This is a genomic window from Mesorhizobium sp., from assembly GCF_041661565.1.
Taxonomy (GTDB): domain Bacteria; phylum Pseudomonadota; class Alphaproteobacteria; order Rhizobiales; family Rhizobiaceae; genus Mesorhizobium.
Genome location: NZ_JBAZUD010000002.1, coordinates 1 through 20,451 on the forward strand (window position 1 = coordinate 1; position 20,451 = coordinate 20,451).

General features: G+C 61.5%; 17 protein-coding genes and 1 pseudogene. 4 read left to right on the plus strand and 14 right to left on the minus strand.

Features of this window, described 5'->3' with window-relative positions:
* Nucleotides 1-181: 181 nt before the first annotated feature.
* On the plus strand, nt 182-1,012 hold the full coding sequence (locus WC739_RS00510; protein ID WP_372951041.1) for a GNAT family N-acetyltransferase: 831 nt from the start codon (nt 182-184) through the stop codon (nt 1,010-1,012).
* Between the two features lie 141 nt (nt 1,013-1,153).
* On the opposite strand, the gene WC739_RS00515 is transcribed toward WC739_RS00510, so the two are convergent.
* From WC739_RS00515 to WC739_RS00555, 9 genes are all read right to left on the minus strand, one after another.
* Nucleotides 1,154-1,723, minus strand: coding sequence for a cupin domain-containing protein (locus WC739_RS00515; RefSeq protein ID WP_372951042.1), 570 nt, complete (start codon nt 1,721-1,723; stop codon nt 1,154-1,156).
* A 13-nt stretch (nt 1,724-1,736) separates the two neighbouring features.
* Entirely contained in the window at nt 1,737-2,993 is a 1,257-nt protein-coding gene (locus tag WC739_RS00520; protein WP_372951043.1) for a cysteine desulfurase-like protein, read from the minus strand.
* A 65-nt stretch (nt 2,994-3,058) separates the two neighbouring features.
* Nucleotides 3,059-3,817: a cyclase family protein gene (locus WC739_RS00525; RefSeq protein ID WP_372951044.1), complete on the minus strand. Its 759-nt coding sequence runs from the start codon at nt 3,815-3,817 to the stop codon at nt 3,059-3,061.
* A gap of 2 nt (nt 3,818-3,819) precedes the next feature.
* Nucleotides 3,820-4,998, minus strand: a complete 1,179-nt coding sequence (locus tag WC739_RS00530) for an ABC transporter substrate-binding protein (protein ID WP_224663450.1) — start codon at nt 4,996-4,998, stop codon at nt 3,820-3,822.
* Nucleotides 4,995-6,044: a branched-chain amino acid ABC transporter permease gene (locus WC739_RS00535; protein ID WP_372951045.1), complete on the minus strand. Its 1,050-nt coding sequence runs from the start codon at nt 6,042-6,044 to the stop codon at nt 4,995-4,997. Before WC739_RS00535 ends, WC739_RS00530 begins: the two co-directional genes overlap by 4 nt.
* Nucleotides 6,041-6,943 (minus strand): branched-chain amino acid ABC transporter permease, encoded by a 903-nt coding sequence (locus WC739_RS00540; RefSeq protein ID WP_372951046.1) that lies wholly within the window; start codon nt 6,941-6,943, stop codon nt 6,041-6,043. Before WC739_RS00540 ends, WC739_RS00535 begins: the two co-directional genes overlap by 4 nt.
* Nucleotides 6,940-7,665 carry an ABC transporter ATP-binding protein gene (locus WC739_RS00545; RefSeq protein ID WP_372951047.1) on the minus strand — a complete coding sequence of 242 codons (726 nt, stop codon included), beginning with the start codon at nt 7,663-7,665 and terminating at the stop codon, nt 6,940-6,942. The genes WC739_RS00540 and WC739_RS00545 overlap by 4 nt, the downstream gene beginning before the upstream one ends.
* On the minus strand, nt 7,658-8,476 hold the full coding sequence (locus tag WC739_RS00550; RefSeq protein ID WP_372951048.1) for an ABC transporter ATP-binding protein: 819 nt from the start codon (nt 8,474-8,476) through the stop codon (nt 7,658-7,660). The genes WC739_RS00545 and WC739_RS00550 overlap by 8 nt, the downstream gene beginning before the upstream one ends.
* Before the next feature lie 410 nt (nt 8,477-8,886).
* Entirely contained in the window at nt 8,887-9,021 is a 135-nt protein-coding gene (locus tag WC739_RS00555) for a MucR family transcriptional regulator (protein WP_372951049.1), read from the minus strand.
* A gap of 481 nt (nt 9,022-9,502) precedes the next feature.
* On the opposite strand from WC739_RS00555, the gene WC739_RS00560 reads away from it, so the two are divergent.
* Together WC739_RS00560 and WC739_RS00565 are read left to right on the plus strand one after the other, a co-directional pair.
* Nucleotides 9,503-11,341, plus strand: a complete 1,839-nt coding sequence (locus WC739_RS00560; RefSeq protein WP_372951050.1) for a helicase HerA domain-containing protein — start codon at nt 9,503-9,505, stop codon at nt 11,339-11,341.
* 11 nt (nt 11,342-11,352) lie between these two features.
* Entirely contained in the window at nt 11,353-11,880 is a 528-nt protein-coding gene (locus WC739_RS00565) for a very short patch repair endonuclease (RefSeq protein WP_372951051.1), read from the plus strand.
* A 311-nt stretch (nt 11,881-12,191) separates the two neighbouring features.
* Here WC739_RS00565 and WC739_RS00570 read toward each other — a convergent pair whose 3' ends face one another.
* The gene (locus WC739_RS00570; protein ID WP_372951052.1) at nt 12,192-13,142 is read right to left on the minus strand and encodes an HNH endonuclease; all 951 of its coding nucleotides are present in this window, start codon (nt 13,140-13,142) and stop codon (nt 12,192-12,194) included.
* Between the two features lie 281 nt (nt 13,143-13,423).
* Here WC739_RS00570 and WC739_RS00575 point away from each other — a divergent pair.
* Nucleotides 13,424-13,606: pseudogene (locus WC739_RS00575) on the plus strand (transposase); the annotation flags it as partial.
* Nucleotides 13,607-13,946: 340 nt separating this feature from the next.
* Here the strand turns inward: WC739_RS00575 and WC739_RS00580 are convergent.
* From WC739_RS00580 to WC739_RS00595, 4 genes are all read right to left on the minus strand, one after another.
* Nucleotides 13,947-14,525: a hypothetical protein gene (locus WC739_RS00580; RefSeq protein WP_372951053.1), complete on the minus strand. Its 579-nt coding sequence runs from the start codon at nt 14,523-14,525 to the stop codon at nt 13,947-13,949.
* Nucleotides 14,485-16,065 (minus strand): S8 family serine peptidase, encoded by a 1,581-nt coding sequence (locus WC739_RS00585; RefSeq protein WP_372951054.1) that lies wholly within the window; start codon nt 16,063-16,065, stop codon nt 14,485-14,487. The genes WC739_RS00580 and WC739_RS00585 overlap by 41 nt, the downstream gene beginning before the upstream one ends.
* 101 nt (nt 16,066-16,166) lie before the next feature.
* Nucleotides 16,167-18,686 (minus strand): phosphatidylserine/phosphatidylglycerophosphate/cardiolipin synthase family protein, encoded by a 2,520-nt coding sequence (locus WC739_RS00590; RefSeq protein ID WP_372951055.1) that lies wholly within the window; start codon nt 18,684-18,686, stop codon nt 16,167-16,169.
* Between the two features lie 34 nt (nt 18,687-18,720).
* Nucleotides 18,721-20,391 (minus strand): hypothetical protein, encoded by a 1,671-nt coding sequence (locus tag WC739_RS00595; protein WP_372951056.1) that lies wholly within the window; start codon nt 20,389-20,391, stop codon nt 18,721-18,723.
* Nucleotides 20,392-20,451: the final 60 nt, after the last annotated feature.

Here is a 20,451-nt window from a genome sequence, read left to right on the forward strand (position 1 = left end):
AACAAGAACGTTTGCCGAAGCTCATGGGGGATCAAAGCGAAGTGGGACGGCGGGGAGCGCATCCGGGTGAAAAACTGCCTTCCGTTTCGTTACTTCGGTCTCCGTCCGAAAAGCAATTTGTTGTCACACTCGCGAGCTTTGCGCCTGGACATAGCGCCGCCTGATGCCACAAAATGATTCGATGATCCGGACCCTGTCGCTTGCTGAAATCGAGACGCTCATCAACTGGGCTGCGGACGAAGGGTGGAATCCAGGCCTGCACGACGCCGCCGCCTTTCAGGCCGCCGGCCCGGATGGCTTCATCGGCGCCTTCGTCGAGGGCCAAATGGTCGCCGGCATGTCCGCCGTCGCTTACGACGCCAACTTCGGATTCATCGGCCTCTACATTTGCCGCCCGGACATGCGCGGCAAAGGCATTGGCAAATCAGTATGGGACGCTGGCATGGCGCTGCTGGGTGACAGAACGATCGGCCTCGACGGTGTCCCGGCCCAACAGGCCAATTATCGCAGCATGGGCTTCGCGCCCGCATATCGCACCGTCCGCTTCAGCGGCCACGTCGCCCCGAAGCCACCCGCGGCATCGCCGACAAGCCTCAAAACTGTAACACCGGAGCTTGTGCCTTGGATCGAAGCCTTCGATCGCACCTGCTTTCCCGCCGCTCGGCCAGCCTTCCTCCAACGCTGGACAGCCCCACCGCACATCGCGTTGGTGGACATGGACGGCACCTCCGTCCGCGGCTACGGCGTCGCCCGTCAATGCCGCGAAGGTTTCAAGATCGGCCCGCTTTCTGCAACCGACCTCGACACTGCGAAAGCCATATTCTCGGCTCTGACGAACCGCTGCATAGGCTCGATTTACATTGACGTACCCGAGGCCCAGGTCGGGTTGGCAAGCGACTTGGTCGAGCGCGGCATATCACCGGGTTTCGAAACCTCGCGAATGTACTATGGCCCGCTTCCAACGATTGCCGTCGAGCGGGTCTTTGCCGTCGGCACTCTGGAACTGGGCTGAAATGCAGGTGTTGGCCGCGATCACGGTAAGGCCGCCAACATCCAGCGCATAATCGATTGATGTGCTGCCGCCTCAGACGCCACCTGAATAAATTCAACAGGTTGTTGGATAGTGGACTCATACGGGATCGATAACGCCGCTTTAGAATGTGGGCGGTGTATTTACCCAGAGGATTCGCACCGTTGCCGAACCGCTGTTGCGATAGCCGTGGCCAAGTTCGGAGTTGAAATAGAACACGTCGCCGGCCTCGAGCGCCACCACATTTGTCTCGACGAGCAACTCAAGCGACCCTTCGAGCACATAGCCGAATTCCTGGCCCTTGTGGCTGATCAGCTCAAGACTACCGCCGCCGGCCTCGATCACATGGATATTGATCTGCAGCAGATATTCGGGACCGGACGGCACGAGCTGTTCGAGCACGACGTGGTTTCCTGATCGCCGGTGTCCCGTCTCCATGCGCTGACGATCATTGCGGCGCAACACGAAGACTTCCGAGGCGTCGTGCTGAAGGGTACCAAACATCGCGTTCATATTGATGCCCAGCGCCTGCACCAGCCGGTGCAGCGCAGCCATCGAAGGTGTTGCCCGGTCGTTTTCGATCTTGGACAGATAACCTTCGGTCAGCCCGATGCGGGCGCCGAGTTCCTCCAGACTGAGACCGAGCACCTGCCTTGCGTGGCGCAGCTTCACGCCGATCTTCGGTGCTTTCATGCCGTCGCCCACATCAGGTCCGTGAATTCAGCCATTTCGTTAGCGTCGCCAGGAGGAAATCGACTTCCGCTTCGGTGTTGTAATGCGCAAGTCCGATGCGCACGACGCCATTGCGCTCGGCAAGCCCGAGCCGCCTGATCGGCTCCAGCCCGTAATTGTGCCCGTGCCAGAGAAAGATTCCTTCCTTCGCCATCGCTCTGGCGACGTCGGCAGGATCGACGCCATCGATTGTCACCGACACGGTCGGGACGCGGCGGGCCTGCGCACCCGGATCAACAATGCCTTGAATGGTGACACCATCGATCTTGGATAGTCCGGCAATCAGCCGCGCCGTCAAGCCGCGTTCGTAGCGATCGGCGACCTCGATCCCCGCCACGATGCGCTCGCGGCGCGTCGCGTCGGGATGGATATTGCCAAAGGACTGCCCAAGCCAGGCATAGTGCTCGACCGCGCCGAGCACCCCAGCGAGCGCCTCGCGGCTCGTTGTCCCCGTCTCGAATTTCCCTGGCGGCGTGTTCGAGGCCGCTCGCACTTTGTAGGCAGTCAGCGCCTGCAGGAGATCAATCCGTCCCCACAACACGCCATGATGGGGCCCGAAGAATTTGTAGGCCGAACAGACCAGGAAATCGCAGCCGAGATCTTGGACGTCTATCACCCGATGCGGCGCGAACTGCACCGCATCGATATAGCTCAGCGCCCCGACCGCGCGTGCGCGCTGCGCGATCCGCTTGACGTCGTTGATCGTGCCGGTAACGTTGCTGGCATAGCCGACGGCGACCAGCTTGACCTTGTCGTCAATGGTGACCTCCAGCGTCGACAGGTCGAGCTCGAACGTTTTCGGATCGAGATCGATCCAGCGCACCTCCAGCCCACGGTCCTCGGCCAGCATGAGCCACGGCGCGACGTTGGCGTCGTGGTCCATGCGCGTCAGCACGATCGCGTCGCCCGCCTTCAGATCGCGACCGATGGCGCGCGACATGGCGAAGGTCAGCGTCGTCATGTTCTGGCCGAAAATGACCTCGCGCCGATCGGCGGCGTTCAAGAAATCCGCCATCGCCTGATGGGCGTCGTCGACCATGGCCTGCGCCGCGACCGACGTTTCGAAATAGCCGCCGAGATTGGCGTTGGTGTCGATCATGGCGCGCGTCATGCGCTCGATCGACCGGCCCGCCATCTGGGTTCCCGCCGGATTGTCGAAGAAGATCCAGTTCGCCGGCTTTGCGCCTTTCGCCATCGCCGGAAAGGAATCGCGAACTGTGTCTATATCCATCTCTCATTCCTCCCCGATATCGGCGACAGCGGCCCGCGAGCCGCTGCCGCCGGCCATCCTCAAGCTTAGCTGGCCGCCTCGTGAATCGCGAAAGCGCGCGCCGGAAAACCCGATCCACCCTTCGGCTTCGGCCAGCTTGCGACGATCAGCGCTCCCGCTTCTGGCAGCTTGTCGAGATTGGCGAGCAGCTCGATTTGCCAACAATCGCGCGAGAGCACGTAATATTCCAGGCTGCCATCGCCAGCCGACGTGGCGAGGCCGGGGTCGGTGTCGATGCCCTCGTGACCGATGGCGGTGATGCCGCGATGCTCGATGAGTTCTTCCAGCACAGGCTTCGACCAGCCCGGCGTATGCGAGACGCCGTCCGCTGACTTGTTCTGGAACTTTGCAATGTCCGGCCAGCGCGGCCACCAGCCGGTGCGCAGCGCAACAAAGCAATTCTCCGGGATGCGGCCGTTTCGGCCCTCCCAGGCGGCGATGTCGTCGAGTGTCGGCGTTGCATCCGGATCGGCAGCGACCCTCTCGCTGATGTCGAGAATGACCAGCGGCAGGAGCATCTCCGAAACCGGCAGCTCGTCGATCGTGCGCCCCCCATCGATGAAATGCACCGGCGGGTCGACATGCGTACCCCATTGGCCGACGAAGGCATAATGGTGGACCTGAAACGAGTCGCCTTTCGAATGGTCGAGCACCGTATTGCGCTGCTCGTCCGGGAAGCTCGGGAATTTCGGCTGCCCGGGGTGGAAGGCATGCGTCAGATCGGTGAAGGTCGCGGCTGATAGCCGCGACCCGTAGATGTCCCAAAGCGAGCCCTGGCCGGACAAGATCACGGCTCCGCGACGAAGCTGGGCGCTGCTTCGCTGGCGAGCATCAGCTTGCCATCCTTGACGCCGATGACGGAAACCGACTTGTCCGGAACCGAAACGCCAGGTCGGTAAGTGATCGTGCCCGTAACGCCGTCCAGGCCGGACGTGGCGGCAAGTGCGTCACGAATTTTGGCCGGATCGGGTGCGCCGGCGCGCTTGATCGCGTCAGCCATCAGCTTGATCGAATCGTAGCCCAGCGCAGCGAAGGCATTCTCCGGAGCGTTGCCGACCGATTTCGTATAGGCGTCGATAAAGGCCTGAACCTTCGGGCTAGCGCCCTCGCCGATATAGGCATGGGTCGTGAAATAGGTATCCTTGGCCGCGTCGCCGCCGACCTGGAGCAGCAGCGGCGTGTCATAGCCGTCGCCGCCGACGACCGGCAGGTTTATGCCTGCCTGGCGCAGCTGCTTCAAGATCAGGCCGATCTCCTCGGCATTCGACGAGGCGTAGATGAAGTCGGGCTGGGGCGATAGCGCCTTCAGCTTTGCGATCTGGGCGGTGAAGGTCTTGTCGCCGATCTTGTAAGTGTCGCGCTCGAGGATTTTTCCGCCGCCATGCTCATAGGCGGTGACGAAATAGTCTGACAGCAACGTCGTATATTCGGTGCCGATGTCGGTCAGCAGATAGGCGGTCTTGCCGTTCAGCTTGTTAAGCGCGAATTCGGCGCCGACAGCGGCTTGGACGTTGTCGCCGAAGGCGGCGAGGAAGATCTCGTTGCCGAGCTGACTGGGCAGTTTGGGCGATGTCGCGCCGGGCGTGATGAATGGGATCTGCGCCGTCTGAACTTGCGGCCCGATGGCCAGCACCGAATCGGAATCGGCGAAGCCGACGATCCCGACGACCTTGTCGCTGTCGATCAGTTGGCTGGCAACGGTGGAGATGGTCGTCGAATCGCTCTTGGAATCGTAAGTTACCAGTTCGATCTGCTTGCCCAGCACGCCGCCTGCGGCGTTGATCTCGCTGGCCGCCAACTTGGCGCCGTTCAGCATGGGGCCGTCGAGCGACGCCTGGATTCCGGTCAGGTTTGCGGGATAGCCGATCTTGATCGTGTCGGCGGCGAGAGCCGTGCTGGCTGAGGCGATGGCGAAAAGTGCGCCCAGGCCCAGGCCAATGGTACCGCGTCGAGTGAGTTTGATCATCGTTTTCGTTCCTCTGTCTGGTTCACCACTGCCGATCTTTGAGTTAACCCGAACGTGAATTCGCGTTCCCCCATGATCCCCTTCGGCCGGAAGATCATGATTAGAATGAAGATGAAGCCGAGCACGATCTGACTGGCGCCAAAGAGAGCCGGGACCGCGAACTCGCCGATCGTGAAACCACGCTCGACCGAGCGCAGAACCTCTGACAGGAGCGAAACGCAGATGACACCGACCAAAGCCCCAGACAGCGAGCCCATCCCGCCCAGCACCAGCATGGTTATGAGGCTCATCGTCAGCGAGAAATAAAACGTATTGGGCGAGAACGAGCCGAGGTAGTGCGCGTAGAGCGACCCTCCGACGCCCGCGAAAAAAGCGCCGATAACGAACGCGATCAACCGGGTTCGCAACACGCCGATGCCGACGGCGCTGGCCGCGATGGTATCGTCGCGCACCGACTTCATCGCGCGGCCAAAGGGCGAATAGACCAGCCGCGCCAGAACGAACAGCGTGATCGCCAGCCAGCCGAATACCCATGGCAGTGTGGTTTCCAGCGGCACGCCGGTAAAGGTGCGGGCGCCGCGGGTAAAGTCCGAAGCGTTGATCAGCACCACATTGACAATGATCAGGAAGCCCATCGTGGCCACTGATACGAAATAGCCTGACAGGCGCATCAGCGGATAACCGACGACCACCGCGAGCAACGCGGTCAAAACGCCCGCCACCAGCGTGGCCGGCAGGAAAGGCAGGCTGAAAGCATGCAGGAAAGCTGGGAGATGCGGCAGCAGCGCCATCTTCTGCTGCACCGGGATCGACAGGATTCCCGAAATATACGCACCGGCGCCGATGAAGCCGACATGGCCGAGCGAAAACACTCCGGTGAAGCCGTTGCTGAGCGATAGCGACAGGACCAGGATCGCATTCAGCGCGATCAACAGGGTGATACGAACGAAATAGTCGCTGAGTACATGCGGCGCACCGAAAGCGACCACAGCCCCGGCCACCAAAGCGGAGAGGACGCAGAGCGTGATCCGCGTTTCCCGGCTCACAGCTTGATCTCCCGGTTTGGCTGCAGCAGCCCGCCCGGCCGGACCAGAAGGAAGGCGATCAGCACGGCGAAGACGATGGCGTCACGATAGGACGAGATGCTGCTCGGCAGGAACGCCACGATGAAGATCTCCAATGCGCCGAGAATGTAGCCGCCCACCAGCGCGCCGGCTATCGACCCGAAGCCGCCGATGATCGCCGCAACGAAGGCCTTTAGAAGCGGCGTGAAGCCCATCTGCGGCTGCACGACGCCGGCTTGCGCAGCCCAAAGGATGCCGGCGAGGCCGGCATAGGCGGAAGCGACGATGAAGGCGACGATTATCAGCCGGTTGACGTCGAGCCCGACAAGCTGCGCCGCCGACATGTCCTCAGCCGCCGCCCGCATGCCGAGGCCGGTCGTGGTGCGGGTGATGAACCAGCCGAGCAGGAGCAGCGACACGAAAGTCAACGCAATGGTCAGGAGGTTGATGCTGGTGAAGGTGATGGCGCCGCTCGACAGTTCCCATGACGTATTGAGAAAGGCTGGAAGCGGGAAGTTGCGCGGCGACGACGTGAAAACCAGAATGCCGACATTCTCGATGATGTAGGTGACGGCAAGGCTGGTCAGCAGGCGTGACACGTCCGGGGCGTCGCGGATCGGACGGTAAGCGATACGCTCGATGAGGAAGCCGGCGACGGCGGCCGCTGCGATACCGCAGATTACTGCGACCGGGAAAGGAACCCCGACCCCGACCAGCAGCGCGACCCCGAAGGCGCCGACCATCATCACGTCGCCATGCGCGAAATTGGTCAGCTTGAGGACGCCGAAGACGATCGAGAGACCCACCGCGACGAGGGCGTAAAGGCTGCCCAGGCTCACCGCGTTGACAATCTGCTGCAGGATATAGTCCAGCTGGGTCATGTCGCCGCCCCGAGATATGCCTGCGCCACGCGCTCGCTGTCGCGCAGTTCCGCCGACAGGCCCGAAAGGGCTACCTGACCAGTGCGCAGCACATAGGCGCGGTCGGCCAGATCCAGGGCAAGCTTGATGTTCTGCTCGACCAGCAGCATCGTCATGCCCTGAAGCTTCAGCTCCGCCAGCGCGCTGAAGATGTGCCGCACCAGGAGCGGCGCGACGCCGAGCGATGGCTCGTCAAGCAGCAGAAGTCTTGGCGCTGCCATCAATGCCCGGGCCAGGGCAAGCTGTTGCTGCTCGCCGCCGGAAAGCGTGCCCGCCAGCTGCTTCAGCCGCTGTTTTAGTATAGGGAACAACCCGAACATCCGCTCGCTATCGCTGGCGACTGCGTCCTTGTCGGTGCGCGTGCAGGCGCCGAGCCGCAGATTGTCGGCCACCGTCAGCCCGCCGAACAGGCGCCTCCCTTCCGGACATTGAGCAACTCCCAGCCGGACGATCTTCGACGGTGCCATGCCAGCGATCGATTTGCCGTCAAAGCTGATCCTGCCGCCACGTGGCCGGGACAGGCCGGAAATGGTGCGCAACGTGGTGCTCTTTCCAGCGCCGTTGGCACCCACCAGCGCCACGACTTCGCCTGCATGCACATCGAGCGAGATACTCTTCAGCGCCCGCACCGCGCCAAAATTGACTTGGAGATCCTCGACCTGAAGCAGGGGCGCGCTAGGCATGTCCAAGATACGCCTCCCGCACTTTCGGGTGTTCGCGCACCTGTTCCGGGGTGCCGACGCAGATGACCTCACCAGCGGCCAGAACCTGGATGCGCTCGCACAGCGTCATGATCAGATCCATGTCGTGCTCCACGACGACGACGGTCACGCCATAGCGGTCGCGGATCGTCCGGATCAGCGCTGCCAGCATCTTGGTCTCATTGGAATCGAGCCCCGCGGCAGGTTCGTCAAGAAGCAGCAGTTCCGGGCCGGTGGCCAATGCGCGCGCGATTTCCAGGCGCCGTTGATCGCCGTAGGGGAGATCCGCGGCGGTCCTGCCGGCCTGTCCCGTCAGCCCCATGAGGTCAAGCAATTCATCGGCTTTCTGTCGTGTCGCGGCTACCCGCTCGCGATAGCGCCGGCCGCGAATGACCGTATCGACGGTGCGGACAGGATGACGAAGCTGCGCCGCGGCCAGAACGTTCTGCGCGACGCTGAGGCTGCCGAACAGACGCGATCCCTGGAAGGTGCGTGCAATGCCCATCGCAACGATCTGCGACGTGCGCATCCCGGCGATGGACAGCCCCTTCATTTCGATGCGGCCTGAGTTTGGCTGGGTAAACCCGGTGATGAGGTTGAAGAGCGTGCTCTTGCCCGAACCATTCGGCCCGATGACGCCGACGATCTCGCCTTCGTTCAGTTCTATTGAATGATCGCGAAGGGCAACCAGCCCGCGGAAGGCCTTTGTCAGCCCCGCTGTCCTCAACAGCACTCGACTCGACTGTCTATCCACGCGCCGGTCTACCCCTGTCCGCCCTCGCCGCCCCGGCATCAAATGGACAGTTCGAACGGCGGGATGTCAAGATCTATTCCTAATAGGAAAGCTTGATGACTCATCGGGCGCGATAGAACAACTCAGCTCGTTTCACGCGCAATGCTCGCCTCAGATGGCTTCAAATTCGTCCAGAGAAAATCCAACATTCCACGTCAAGGACACCAATTCGTGCCAACGAAACCACTGACGGCTTAAACCGCGGCAACGCCGGTGAGCCGCGCCCAACTCTCTCGCTTGGTGGGCCGTCGACAGGGTCGTTTTGCGAGCAAATAGTCTCGCATTCCTCCGTTTCGTGCAACGAAAGACAATGATGAGGCGTAATGTCGTCGGCGCGCTCATGTTGGATATCGAGGCTAGCAATCGCAGCGGCCATCCTGCCAATAAGCTTCGCCCCTGGGTGAACGAGATTAAGCCTTCTGACGTGCGGACTTTTTTTCACGTTTGGCGACGGTCTTGCGACCGAGCCCACTGGAATTCGCGAGGGCTGATCGTTGTGCTGCATAGTTCGGCGCCACCATAGGATAGTCAGGGTTTAGCCCCAACTTGACCTCCTTCGCTGATAGAGGCCTATCCGCTAAAGGCTTGCTTCAGAAAAGCCCGCACGTCGCAGTGGAAGCAATCGCGTGGACGGCCGGACACAACGGCGACGAACCGGGAGAGCTCTTTATCAGCAGGCATGGCATGCTCCAGCCTTCAGCCGCAGGCACTCAACCTCCGGCAACGGAGGCCACGCACGTCCATCGTGATCATCGACGCCGAACGGGTCGCGTCCGGCCGCGCGACGAGCCGACAATACCGCATGGCTGAAAGGCGAAGCGGTCAGGCCGCATCAAACCCGCCGCTTCCCGGCGGCGGTCGCGCCATCGCCGACACGAGCCGCAAATCGAAATCCTCATAGTTGATGAACCTTCCATCGCTCTTGTCGTGCCAGTCGACCCATTCCGCGGCTACCTTGACGACCTTTCGCGTGCGCTGAATCGGGATCGGTTGGAGGGAGGCTTCTCGCGACCAGACTTGTTGGTGGTGGGCATTACGCTCAGTCCAAGCGGCGCACGTGTCCACCTCACGCCCGTCGAGGTCAAGTGCAGGTTGGGAACGGTCTTTCCGATCGGCGACGCTCGAGAAGCGCTAGGCCAGGCTAAGTCGCTTTCCAACCTGCTCGCCAGACTTGCAGCCCATGAGGGCAAGCTCTCTGCTTGGCGGCTAACCTACCAGCATTTGCTCCTCTCAGTCATCGGCTTTGCGATGCGCGTCTACAGCCAGCATGAAGACCTTGCGGGATCCGGTGCAAATTGGTCCGCCCTTCACGAGCGCATTGCCTCTTCGATCCTCACAGACAGCAGTTGCGTCACAGTCGATATGCGGGGGCGGTTAATTGTTGTCGACGACTCGCCGATGAGCGATGCCGTCGACCGGGATGGCGATGGCTTCGAAGAGACAATTGTCATCGGGATCGGCGATGCTGGCCGCATTGTCGGCCTAGATGCACAGTCGCTTTACGACAGTGTTCGGGCGAAAGTCGGCGACTGGGAACTTTCGGCGCGGGCACACGAGGACCCGCTGGTTGCGGGGCAAATCTCCGCAAATGCTTCGCCGCAGACCGCCTTAGCGCATAAAGGGCCCGACCTAGACCCCAGTCTATCAAGCGACGGCGTTGGCGAAGACCCGATTAGTTCGCGCGGTCCTGAGGGGCGTGGCCTCGATACCAAGGCGACGGGCGGGGACTTGGTTGAGCCTGTCGAACGCGGTATTCACCTGAGAATTGGAACAACGGTTGATGGCTTCGAGAAGCGAGAGCTCTCGCTTTCCCTGTCCGACACAAGATTGAATCAGCTCAACATTGGCGTTGTCGGTGACCTCGGCACCGGGAAGACTCAATTGCTGAAGTCGCTTGTGCATCAGATCGCATCGTCTGCCCCAGCTAACCGAGGCATCCGGCCCCGATTGTTGATTTTCGACTACAAGAAGGATTACAGCAGCCCGGACTTTGTTGCAGCCACCGGCGCGCTTGTCGTGAAGCCACAGCGGCTCCCACTGAATCTTTTCGACGTGAGCAACATGGAGGATTCAATCGCGCCGTGGCTCGATCGTTTCAGGTTCTTTGCCGATGTCCTGGATAAGATCTATTCGGGTATCGGCCCAGTCCAGCGCGACAAGCTCAAGCGTGCTGTCCGTACCGCCTACGAGTCGTCGGCCGGGACCGCTCCCACTATCTACGATGTCCACGCGGCCTATTCCGACCTGCTGGAAGGCAAATCTGACTCGCCGATGGCAATTATCGACGACCTTGTAGATATGGAAGTCTTCGAGCGAGACCCCGCCAAGTGCATGCCCTTCGACCGCTTCCTAAACGGTGTTGTAGTGGTGTCGCTCGACGCCTTCGGACAGGACGATCGCAGCAAGAACATGCTCGTGGCGGTGATGCTTAACATGTTCTATGAGAACATGTTAAAAACCCCCAAGCGGCCATTTTTGGGTAGCGATCCCCAGCTGCGAGCCATCGACTCGTACCTTCTGGTCGATGAGGCGGACAACATCATGCGGTACGAGTTCGACGTGCTGCGAAAATTGCTGCTTCAGGGGCGCGAGTTTGGGTGCGGTGTTATTCTGGCCTCGCAGTATCTCCGTCATTTCAAGGTGAACGCGACCGACTACCGGGAGCCGCTGCTCACTTGGTTCGTGCACAAGGTACCCAATGTCACCGTCTCGGAGTTGTCCGCCCTGGGTCTCTCAAGTACGGCTGCGGAAATCGCCGAGCGAGTGAAGGGGTTGGCGAACCACCAGTGTCTCTATAAATCATTTGATTCCCCCGGGCACATCGTGCGTGGCTTGCCGTTCTACGAGCTGTTAGCCGACAAATAGCGGACAGAATAATGGTGGACTTCCTATCGCCAGATGAGCGGTCCAAGAGAATGGCGCAGATACGTTCGTCGAACACGTCGCCAGAACTGATCTTGCGCCGCGAGCTACACAGGCTCGGGCTACGATTCACGCTAGACAACAAGAGGTTGCCCGGGAAGCCAGATCTCGTCTTTCCTCGACATCGCGCAATCGTCTTTGTTCACGGGTGTTTCTGGCATCGGCATCCAGGGTGCAGCATCGCCACGACCCCGAAGTCCAACACATCCTTCTGGCAAGAGAAGTTTGACCGAAACGTCGCCAGGGACGACCGAGTAGCAGCCCGGCTTGACGAACTTGGATGGCGGGTGATCGTAGCTTGGGAATGCACTGTCCAGTCGAGGGTGCGTGCGCGGGAAACGGCCGAGCGGTTAGTCCGACTAATTCGGACAGGTGACACGCAGGAGGCCCAAGGGCGAGTCTTTGGCTTGAATCTTTTGGCTGAGAGTGCGGGTGCTGCCGATCTGCCACCTAGGGGCGCCAATGGAACGTCCGCTTGTTGATCAGTTCAAGCTAGACGCTGACCGTCAGTTCGCGGCCATAGGAGCCGTCCACACCCTTGGTACAGAATGCCGGCTGTTGGCGCAATCCGTCGTATCCAAGCCTTGAAACGACAAAACCGCCCGAGTGGTCTTATGAAATTGAATGTCGACCAATTTTTCATGACAAGGTGATGCCCCGTTTTTTACTCCTTTTCGGAAGGGGCGCTATGGCGGGCCGCAGTATCCGGGAAAATCGGGAACGCCTCCAGCAGGGCATTGGCCGTGGCCAATATTGCGTTGCCGGTGGTTGAAGCGGTCTGCGAACCGAATGATTACCGGATCACCGCTGCGGCTGAAGTCACCGCACCGGCCGCTGCCATCAGAGGATAGTCCCTGAGACGTGTTATCGACGCGATCGCATTTTGGCGAAGCGTTTCCCTGTTCGGATCATGATGGAGCTGCCGGTGGCAGTTCGGGCAGCAAGCAGCGGCATTGTCCACCGTATCGGGTCCGCCTTCTCCCAGAGGGCGGACGTGATGTACCTCGAGAAAGGGTTCCCCACCAGCACCGAGGAAAGGCGCAGTGTCGCTGCAGATTTCACAATGTCCATCCGCTTCATTCAGCACCCATGCGATGACGTTTGGGTCGCGGACGAAACGAGACAGTCTGCCGCTGGCTTTCGGCGGTGCGGGCTGGCCTGCTGGTGGCTGAACGGTTCCGCGCTCTGCCGCCGCCCGTATGCGGGCCGTTGCCTGCGCTACCCGTTTCTGAAGCTCGTGAGGATCATCAGTGGGTTGTTCGTCCGTCGCCGGGGTTGTCGGTCGCCAGAGCACCCGCTCAATGGCGTTTACCGTCATTCCAGCTGCGCCGTGCCACTGCATGCGCAGCCGCATGCGCTTTGTCCGATTGCCCCGGTCGCTGCCGTCCGTCCGGCCAAATGCCGCGGAGGCACGTCCGATCGAATGACGCAGTTCCCGCACATCTGTTGCAGATGATAGGGCAAGGGGCAGTGGGAACCTGTCGAGACTCACCCTACGATCCAGCTCTGGCAGTTTCATGGCTATGCTGCTGGCTACCTGCAGGTCGTCAAGCACCATGCCCAGCGCACCCATTCTGGCCAAATGCAGCTCCAACGCCGGCGCATACTCGCTATTTCGAGCCGCATTCGGCCCGTGGTCAGATCCGCCACGGGATTCCACAATTAGGTCAAAACCATTCGAACGAAGTTCCACGGAAAAAAGCGCGTCCAACTCCCGAGCGCTCTCATCAAAAGGCTTTAGCACTCTAGAATATCTCCTCTGCGGTCTCTGGCGCGAGTAGCGTCAGGCAAGGATACGCCGACTGTCGGCTTAAGTCGTGAAGCCATGCTCCGTTTCATTTCCTCTTCGTTTGGATAGGCGGGCTCAGGCAGAGTTTCCGCCCCGGCCTTAAACGCAAAAACCGCCCCGGTTAGACCGGGACGGTAATTGATTTATGATAGAACTGGTTGCGGGGACAGGATTTGAGTTTTCTGTCCCGCGGCGTCGGCTTCGTCTCCTTGCGGGCCCCTGATGCAGGTTAAGATCGCCGGCGCACCGAGGTCGTCGGAATCTTCCCGAACGACGATGCGATCGTGCGCCTCGTCGGCGCAATCCTGCTCGAACAGAACGATGAATGGGCGGTGCAGCGGGCCAGATACATGACCCTGGAAACGATCAGCCAGATAAGCGATGATCCCCTGATAAGCCTGCCAGCCGTGGCGCGCTGATCAGCCCGGCCCATGCCGGAGAGCACGGCGACCAATGCCGCCAACTACACCACGCCGCGGGACACGATCCGATCCAAAACCGCGAACGTCGTATCCCGCCCTTTGCAACTCGGAGGGTCGCGTCGGATGCGGCGAGGTACTGCAAAGGCCCGGCGCGAACCGCCTCGCACCTCAACTTGGAGTTCACGAAGGCGCTGACAACACGTGATGTCGAATGTGAAATAGTTCGTGCGCTTACCAATGACATCAAACCGGGAGCGCTTCCGAAATGAATCAGGGAACGACTGCCATGTGTTAGAGCGGTACCTGGAGGTCTATCATCGCGGCGACGGCAGAAGCGTTATCGAGCTAGGTTACGCCCACCAAGTGCCTCGATTAGCACGGGTTCAGCGTATTCAACCTTCTGGGATGTCGTCAGCAACTTGGCGATCTCGACCGAATCCGTGACGGCATCGGCCTGACTTGGACCGACAGTGTAGAGATTTGGTGCAAAGCCCAGTTGCCGCCTGATCAAAAGACCGTGGTCTTTCAGAAGACTCTCAATTTCGGGAACAGAGGCCTCTCCGGCGAACCGCACATTCAAATTGCCGCTGTCGATCTTGAGGTGACCGTCGCTGTCCTTGAAAACCGGCCTTGCGCCGGTTTGGTTCACCCTCGATGTCGACTCGACAAATGCCCAACCCGCTCTGGTGAAGTTGTCGACATCGTCACGTGGCAGCATCAACACCGCTTGCGGCGCTCGGCCTGGACCGTTTTCAACTGTTCCCGGCGGTCCAGGCGGGACAGCAGACACACCTTCGACCCGTTTAAGGTCGTCAAGCTTTTCAGCCAAAGTCTCTTTGTCTGTCATCATCATCCTGTGTTGGGTCGGAATGATGCTAGACGATTGCCGGCGCGGCTGCGACAGCTTTCTCAGCATTCACTCTCCCATATCCAAACCTTGGATTCCTACCATTAACATAGTTTAGTGGCCCAATTTTGTCACATGTCGATCGGATAAGATCTCGAAGCTGGGTGCTTGTCAGCGCAAGATTTTGCGAAAGGGCGAGCGCTGCGACGCCGGTTGCGCAAGGTGCAGCGAAACTTGTCCCGGTCGTTGCAGCGTAGCCGCCCCCACTGGCTGGAATAAGGACCTGTACTCCCGGCGCCAGAAACTCCAACTCCGGACCAAAGCCCGAGCCATTGTCGGAATCCGCCGATGTCGAGCGTCCAACTGCACAGACGCTCGGATGCGAACAGACCTGATCCGAGCTGATGGGGAAATTGCCGTTGGTGCATGCCCAGAAAATCGCGACCCCTTTGCCTTGGCGGCCTTGCGTTGCGGCGAAGTCGATGGCGTCCGATAAAACTTGTCGAAGCGTCCAAAGTGCCGTGTTGGGTCCGAGCGAGCACGAGATAACGTCAGCACCAAGCTGGCCAGCCACGCCTCCCGGTTCCAGGGAAGGCTGGGCAGCGTAAGCAATTGCGCGTGCGAGCGTACTTTGCGTTCCGACCTGATCGCCCATACACGCGATCATGTTAAGTTCGCTGCCGAACGCTACGCCACAGCCTCCAATGCCGTTGCCTTCTTTTGCCGCTATCATACCCGCGCAGGCGGTGCCGTGATTTTGGTCAGGCATGCTGGCCGTGCCCCGTGTGAAGTCCGCATCGGCGAAATCCGCGGTTTGGCGGTACCAGCCGGACAAGGTGCCGAAAGCCAGATCTGGATGACCTTTGTCAAAGCCGTTGTCGATTATGGCGATGCGGACGCCTTCTCCTTTGGTTACGTCCCACGCGTTCGGGCAGCCGATGCGGGGATGGTGCCATTGCTGGGGATAGCTGGGATCGCCAGGCACATAGCGTGTTCCGATGTGCTCGATGAAATCAGGCTCGGCAAAAACGACGACGCCTTCCTGCATCAGTTCCGCGGCGACCTCGGTGGCAAAGCCCTGGGTGTTGGCCAGGCGATAGGTGTCGGGCGGCAATCCGTCCGAACCGACGAGCAGCAGTCCGTATCTCTTGAAGATCCGCTTTCGCTCGGGGGCCTTGACGCCTGCTTCAAAGCGCAGAATGAGCCGCTCCGGCTCAAGCAGAATTCTGGATCCCTCCAGCATCACTCGGGATACCGAGCCATTGCCTCCGGCGTCCCGCCGCTGGGCCAGCGGCATTTGCGAATAGCTGTCGGACCCATGGAAGAAACCGATGCCGGCCTCGGCGAAGCCTGCCAGCTGTTCATCGGTTTCGATCGATCCGGAAAGTGTCGGCACGGCGGATTCCACCACGTCGGCCGCAGACAGTTCGGAGCCCAGTGCGGCGCGTGAATCGACTTCAGCCACCGTCATGTCTCGTGCGCGCATGCTTCTGGCCACACCACGCCACTGTTCTCGGACCGCGCCGGTCTGTCCGCTCGCCGTCGGGAAGACCCCTTCCAAAGGCTTGATCGCTGAGAGCTTTGCCAAAGCCAGATCTTTCACGCTCATGGGAATCTCCATTGCAATTGTCGGACTGTTTCGAAAGCGGCCGCTTCCGTGACGTCACATCACGTTCATCACTCCTGGGACGGCGGCAGTCTCCGCCCCGGTCAGGTATCCCGGTAGTCAGCGGTTGAAGACACCACGACGCCGCCGGCCGCGAAATCGGCGGAGTTGCGCAACCCCTCCAGTGACCGCGCGACGATCTCGTCGGGCGTTTCGACGGGCTCGCTCGACTGCCAATCCGAGTCGAAGATTTCGGCGAAGTAGGCGGCAAGTCCGGCATGCTCGATCAGCATGCTCGTTTCGCGGTTGGACATCAGGCCCGTCGTCGACCAGTTCTGCGATCCGACCAGCACCTTCTCGTCGTCGACGACGACCAGCTTGTTGTGGCAATGCACGAAGTGTCGCAGCGACAGATAGCGGTAATTCTCATCGAACTCGAAGCCGAAGTCCCGCATGGCCTTTTCGAACTTCTGTTTCTTCTCGCCAAACAGGTATTTGGGCGAAACGATGATCTTTACAATCAGGCCTGGATTGTCGGCACGAGCCTCCCCGATCGCGCCGAGCAGTTCTTCGACGGCCGCTTGACCGCCACGTATATACTGCTGCTCGATACGGATGCTGCGGCGTGCCGTGCGCAGGAATGAGCGGACGGCGCCGTGGAAATTTTCCGGCGTCACCAGCGGCGTCACCGCGACCGGTGCGGAGGGCGTGATCGTCAAGCTGGAGAACAGCCGTTGCGGCATTTCGCTCGGGGCGGCTTCGAAGAACATCCCGCTCGCCGCGGCGCCATCGACCGCCGCCGGCACGATCGCGGGCGGCAGATCTGGCGGTTCACCAAGCGCAAGGCGCATGTCGCGCGCAACGAGGTCCGAGAACAGCCTGGCGAGTTCGGTCGACTGCACCGCAACGCCCATGTCACGGTTGCCCGGCTCGAAGCTGCCGACGACGACGCCGTCGCCCTCGTTGAACGGGATGCTGTTTTCCGACCAGTTGCCACTCTGGATCATGACGATCTCGCCGTCGACGACGATGATCTTCTCGTGGGCGTTGCCGAAATAATGGTTCGGATTGCCGGCGCTTTGCGACGGCGCCTTCACGCAATTGGCGCCGAGCATGCTGAGTTCCGTGAACAGGTTGGGGTCGTCGTCCGCATTGGTATCCAGCATCAGGGAAACCGACGCGCCCCGCCGCATCGCCTTCTTGAGATGCTCCTTCATGTAGGAGGCACTGAAGTCGTATATGCCGATGACGATGGAATGCCGGGCGCTTTCGATCAGCTTCCGGGTGACCGCGTAGGTCGAATCGGGAGAGGCGAACGCCATGATGCGGCCGGAAACCGACCGGGTGGCGAAATGCTCCGGCGGCAGCCTCGGGTAAGGGATCAGCGCGGCAGGAACGGCGTCGCCGTCGTCTTCCTCCCGTTCGTCGCGAAGCACCGCCGGCAGCCTAGCAAGCAAGGCCTCCATCCGCGCATCGGCGGCCGGCTCGGGATCGGACGAGCGCACGGCTGCCGGACCCGGCAGCGTCGCCGGCGCGCGGTTGCCGAGGGCAGCGGGAATCGCCGCCGGCGCCAGCGGCACGGCCGCGGCGACAGCACTGGGCGGCTTGACCCGACACCCGGCGACAGGCGCGACGGTGCTCTGGCCGAGACGGGTCGCCAAGCCCTCCAGCTTCATCGTCACGAAGTCGGCGATCTGGCCGCCGAAGTCGATGCGCCGGCCGGCTACCATGATGTCGCCGACAGTGTAGCCGCGCCCGGCCGGCACCTCGAAGACGGCCCGCACGAAGTGTCCTTCACTGCCGCGGACATAATTCCAGAAGGTGCGCGGATCCGCATTGTCCGGCGTCGTCCAGCCCACCGGATTGAATTCGTGGAAGTACAGGCCGACCGGGTTATTAAGGGTGATGTCGGCGCGTTGCCTTGCCAGCGCATTGACCTGCTCGCCAATGAAGGGATCGCTGTTGCGCCCGGCGGAGCCGTAGAGCGAACAGCGGATCAAGGCCTGCGCGTCGGTGATTTCCTGCCCGTCTCTCAGCCGCCGGATGGTCGCCGCGGCAGCGAGCCCGATTTCGGCAGCGAGCGTGTTTGCCTGCTGGATCAGGTGCATGGCACCGTTGGTGGTGGTGCTGTTGTAGCGGTTTTCCGGAACATAGGTGCCGGCAACGAACAGATCCTCGAGCTGGACCTGCGGCGAGACGAACTGGCGGTAGAGAGCCAGCACCTTTTCGGGATTCACCAGCGCCAGCTCACTCCAGTATTCGGGCGGCTCGCAGGTGAAGGTGACGCGGACGATCTTGCCGGTTGCCGGATCGCGGCTGACGCTCCACTCGCAGTATTCGTCCTGAACGTGACGGCTGGCGTCGGCCCGCCTCCAGCGCTGGACTTCACTGAGCGAGCTGCTGCGCACCTGGCGCGGAAACGCGTTCCAGGCGATGGTCGCGACCGTCGCATCTCCCGCCGGCGGATCGACCAGCGGATTGAAGAACTGCAGGCGCGGCCCGTCATTCTCACCGGGCGCTCCGGCGCGGGCCGCATCGAACCAGGCCGAGACCTGGGCGCTCCAGCCCTGTTTCTGTGCGTCGTCGAGGTCGTCGAGGTCGCCGGGCGGATCGAAGCGAAGCATGGCGGTTTGTCTCCCAGGAAATCAATTGCGGCGTTCAGGCGGAAGGTGCTTGGAAGGATGCAATCGTCTCGGCCCGGCCGGCGACGGTCATGCGCATGGCGGGTGCACCTTCCGGTATGTTTGTGCACGGCGTGGTCAGGCGGAATTCGGCGAGAGGACGGCTGCGAAAACGTCGCCGCCGGTATTCGGCCAGGCGGAACCAGCCGTCCACGACCTGCGGATCAGCCATGCCCGACTGCACTGCGGCGAGATAATCGCCGATCCTCGCCGCAAAGGCATTGGCGAAGTCGGCCGTCGCCCAGTTCGCCAGGAATTCGCGTTCCGGGCTGTCGGCCGACGCCGCCTCACCGCCTGCCGCCACGGCGCCCTCGACCGCCGCGACGAGGCGTGTCTCCAGTTCCACGGCGTGGTCGGCGGCATGCACGCTGGCCGGCATATATTTCAGCAGCGCGGCGCGGCGGCCGGAAAACACCGGATTGGCGAAGTCCGTCATCGAGATCGCGGCGATCAGGCGTGCGCTGGCGAGGCCTTTCAGCACCATCTGGTCGATCAGGTTGGTATCTTCGAAGGCGGCTTCGGGGACGAGGAAGGCGAAATGCGTGTCACCTTCGACACGCATTTCGCCGTCGAAGCGATGGACATCGTAGCGCCGTAGGCAGTCACGGTAGAGTCTTCCGGGGATGACAATCCTGGCGACGTCGGGGTTCGCGGGGACGAGAGACAGCGTATCGAACAGCACATCGCGGTTGAGGAAGAACGACAGCGGCAAGCCGAGGGGCGTTTCGTCGGTGAGGATATGGCTGGCAAGGTCGGCGGTGACCAGATTGACCGTCGTCTCGGTCACCACCTGCCGCATGAACCAGTCGACATGCTCCCAGGTGCCGTCGGATGCCATGGCCCCGGCCACACGTATCTGGTTCCAGCGCGCGATTCCGGGGCGCACGACCTCGCGTTCGAGGCGCTCAGCCGACACGCGTGCCAGAAACAGCGGTTCGGTGCGCAGGCTGTCGTCCGGCGCGAATGCATCGGCGTTGATGCCGGCCTGGGTCGAATGCCAATTCACCCAGGGCGGGCGCAACTCCTTCATCACCGGGGCGCCGTTGACATGGCTGTCGAACGGTCCCTTCTGCCCGCGTGTCTGGTCGCGCAAGGCGTGTTCCGACATGCCGGCCCAGAAGAACGTTCCCGCCCGCCTCTCGTAGAAATTGAACACGCCGTGGGTCGCGTCCCAGCCGATGATCTGCAGAAAGGCCTGGTCGATATCGGACTCGATCAATGTGCTGGCCGAAATCAGGAGCGGAAAATCATTGGCCCCGCGGGCGATCGCGAAGCGGAAGCCGCGTCTCAGCCGATCGGTCTCGGGCGTCCACGGAATATAGCCGCCGTCGGCGACCAGGAAGACAAGCTGCTGCGGCAAGGCATCCGAAGTACCGGCCAGCGCGTCGACCGCCGCAAGAAGCGCGCGCAGCGTGAGCGGAAAAGGCTTGCCTGACCGCAGCAGACGGCCGAGCGGGTCGTCAAGCTCCAGCAATTCCTCGGCGGTCATCGGGCGCGGCATGACGTCCAGCCCGGCGACCCGCCGATAGAGGACGTTTTTCTCGACCGCTTGCGCCACGGCGATGTCCGCCGGCGCCGCGCGGAGCGACGCCACCTCATAGGGATAGTTGCGGGTCGGAAAGCTCTGCTGCTCGCGGGTGGTGCTCACGCTGGCCTCCGTCGCAAGACAGATGCGTATGCGGGGGGCGCCGGCTGCGGGGCCGCGAGG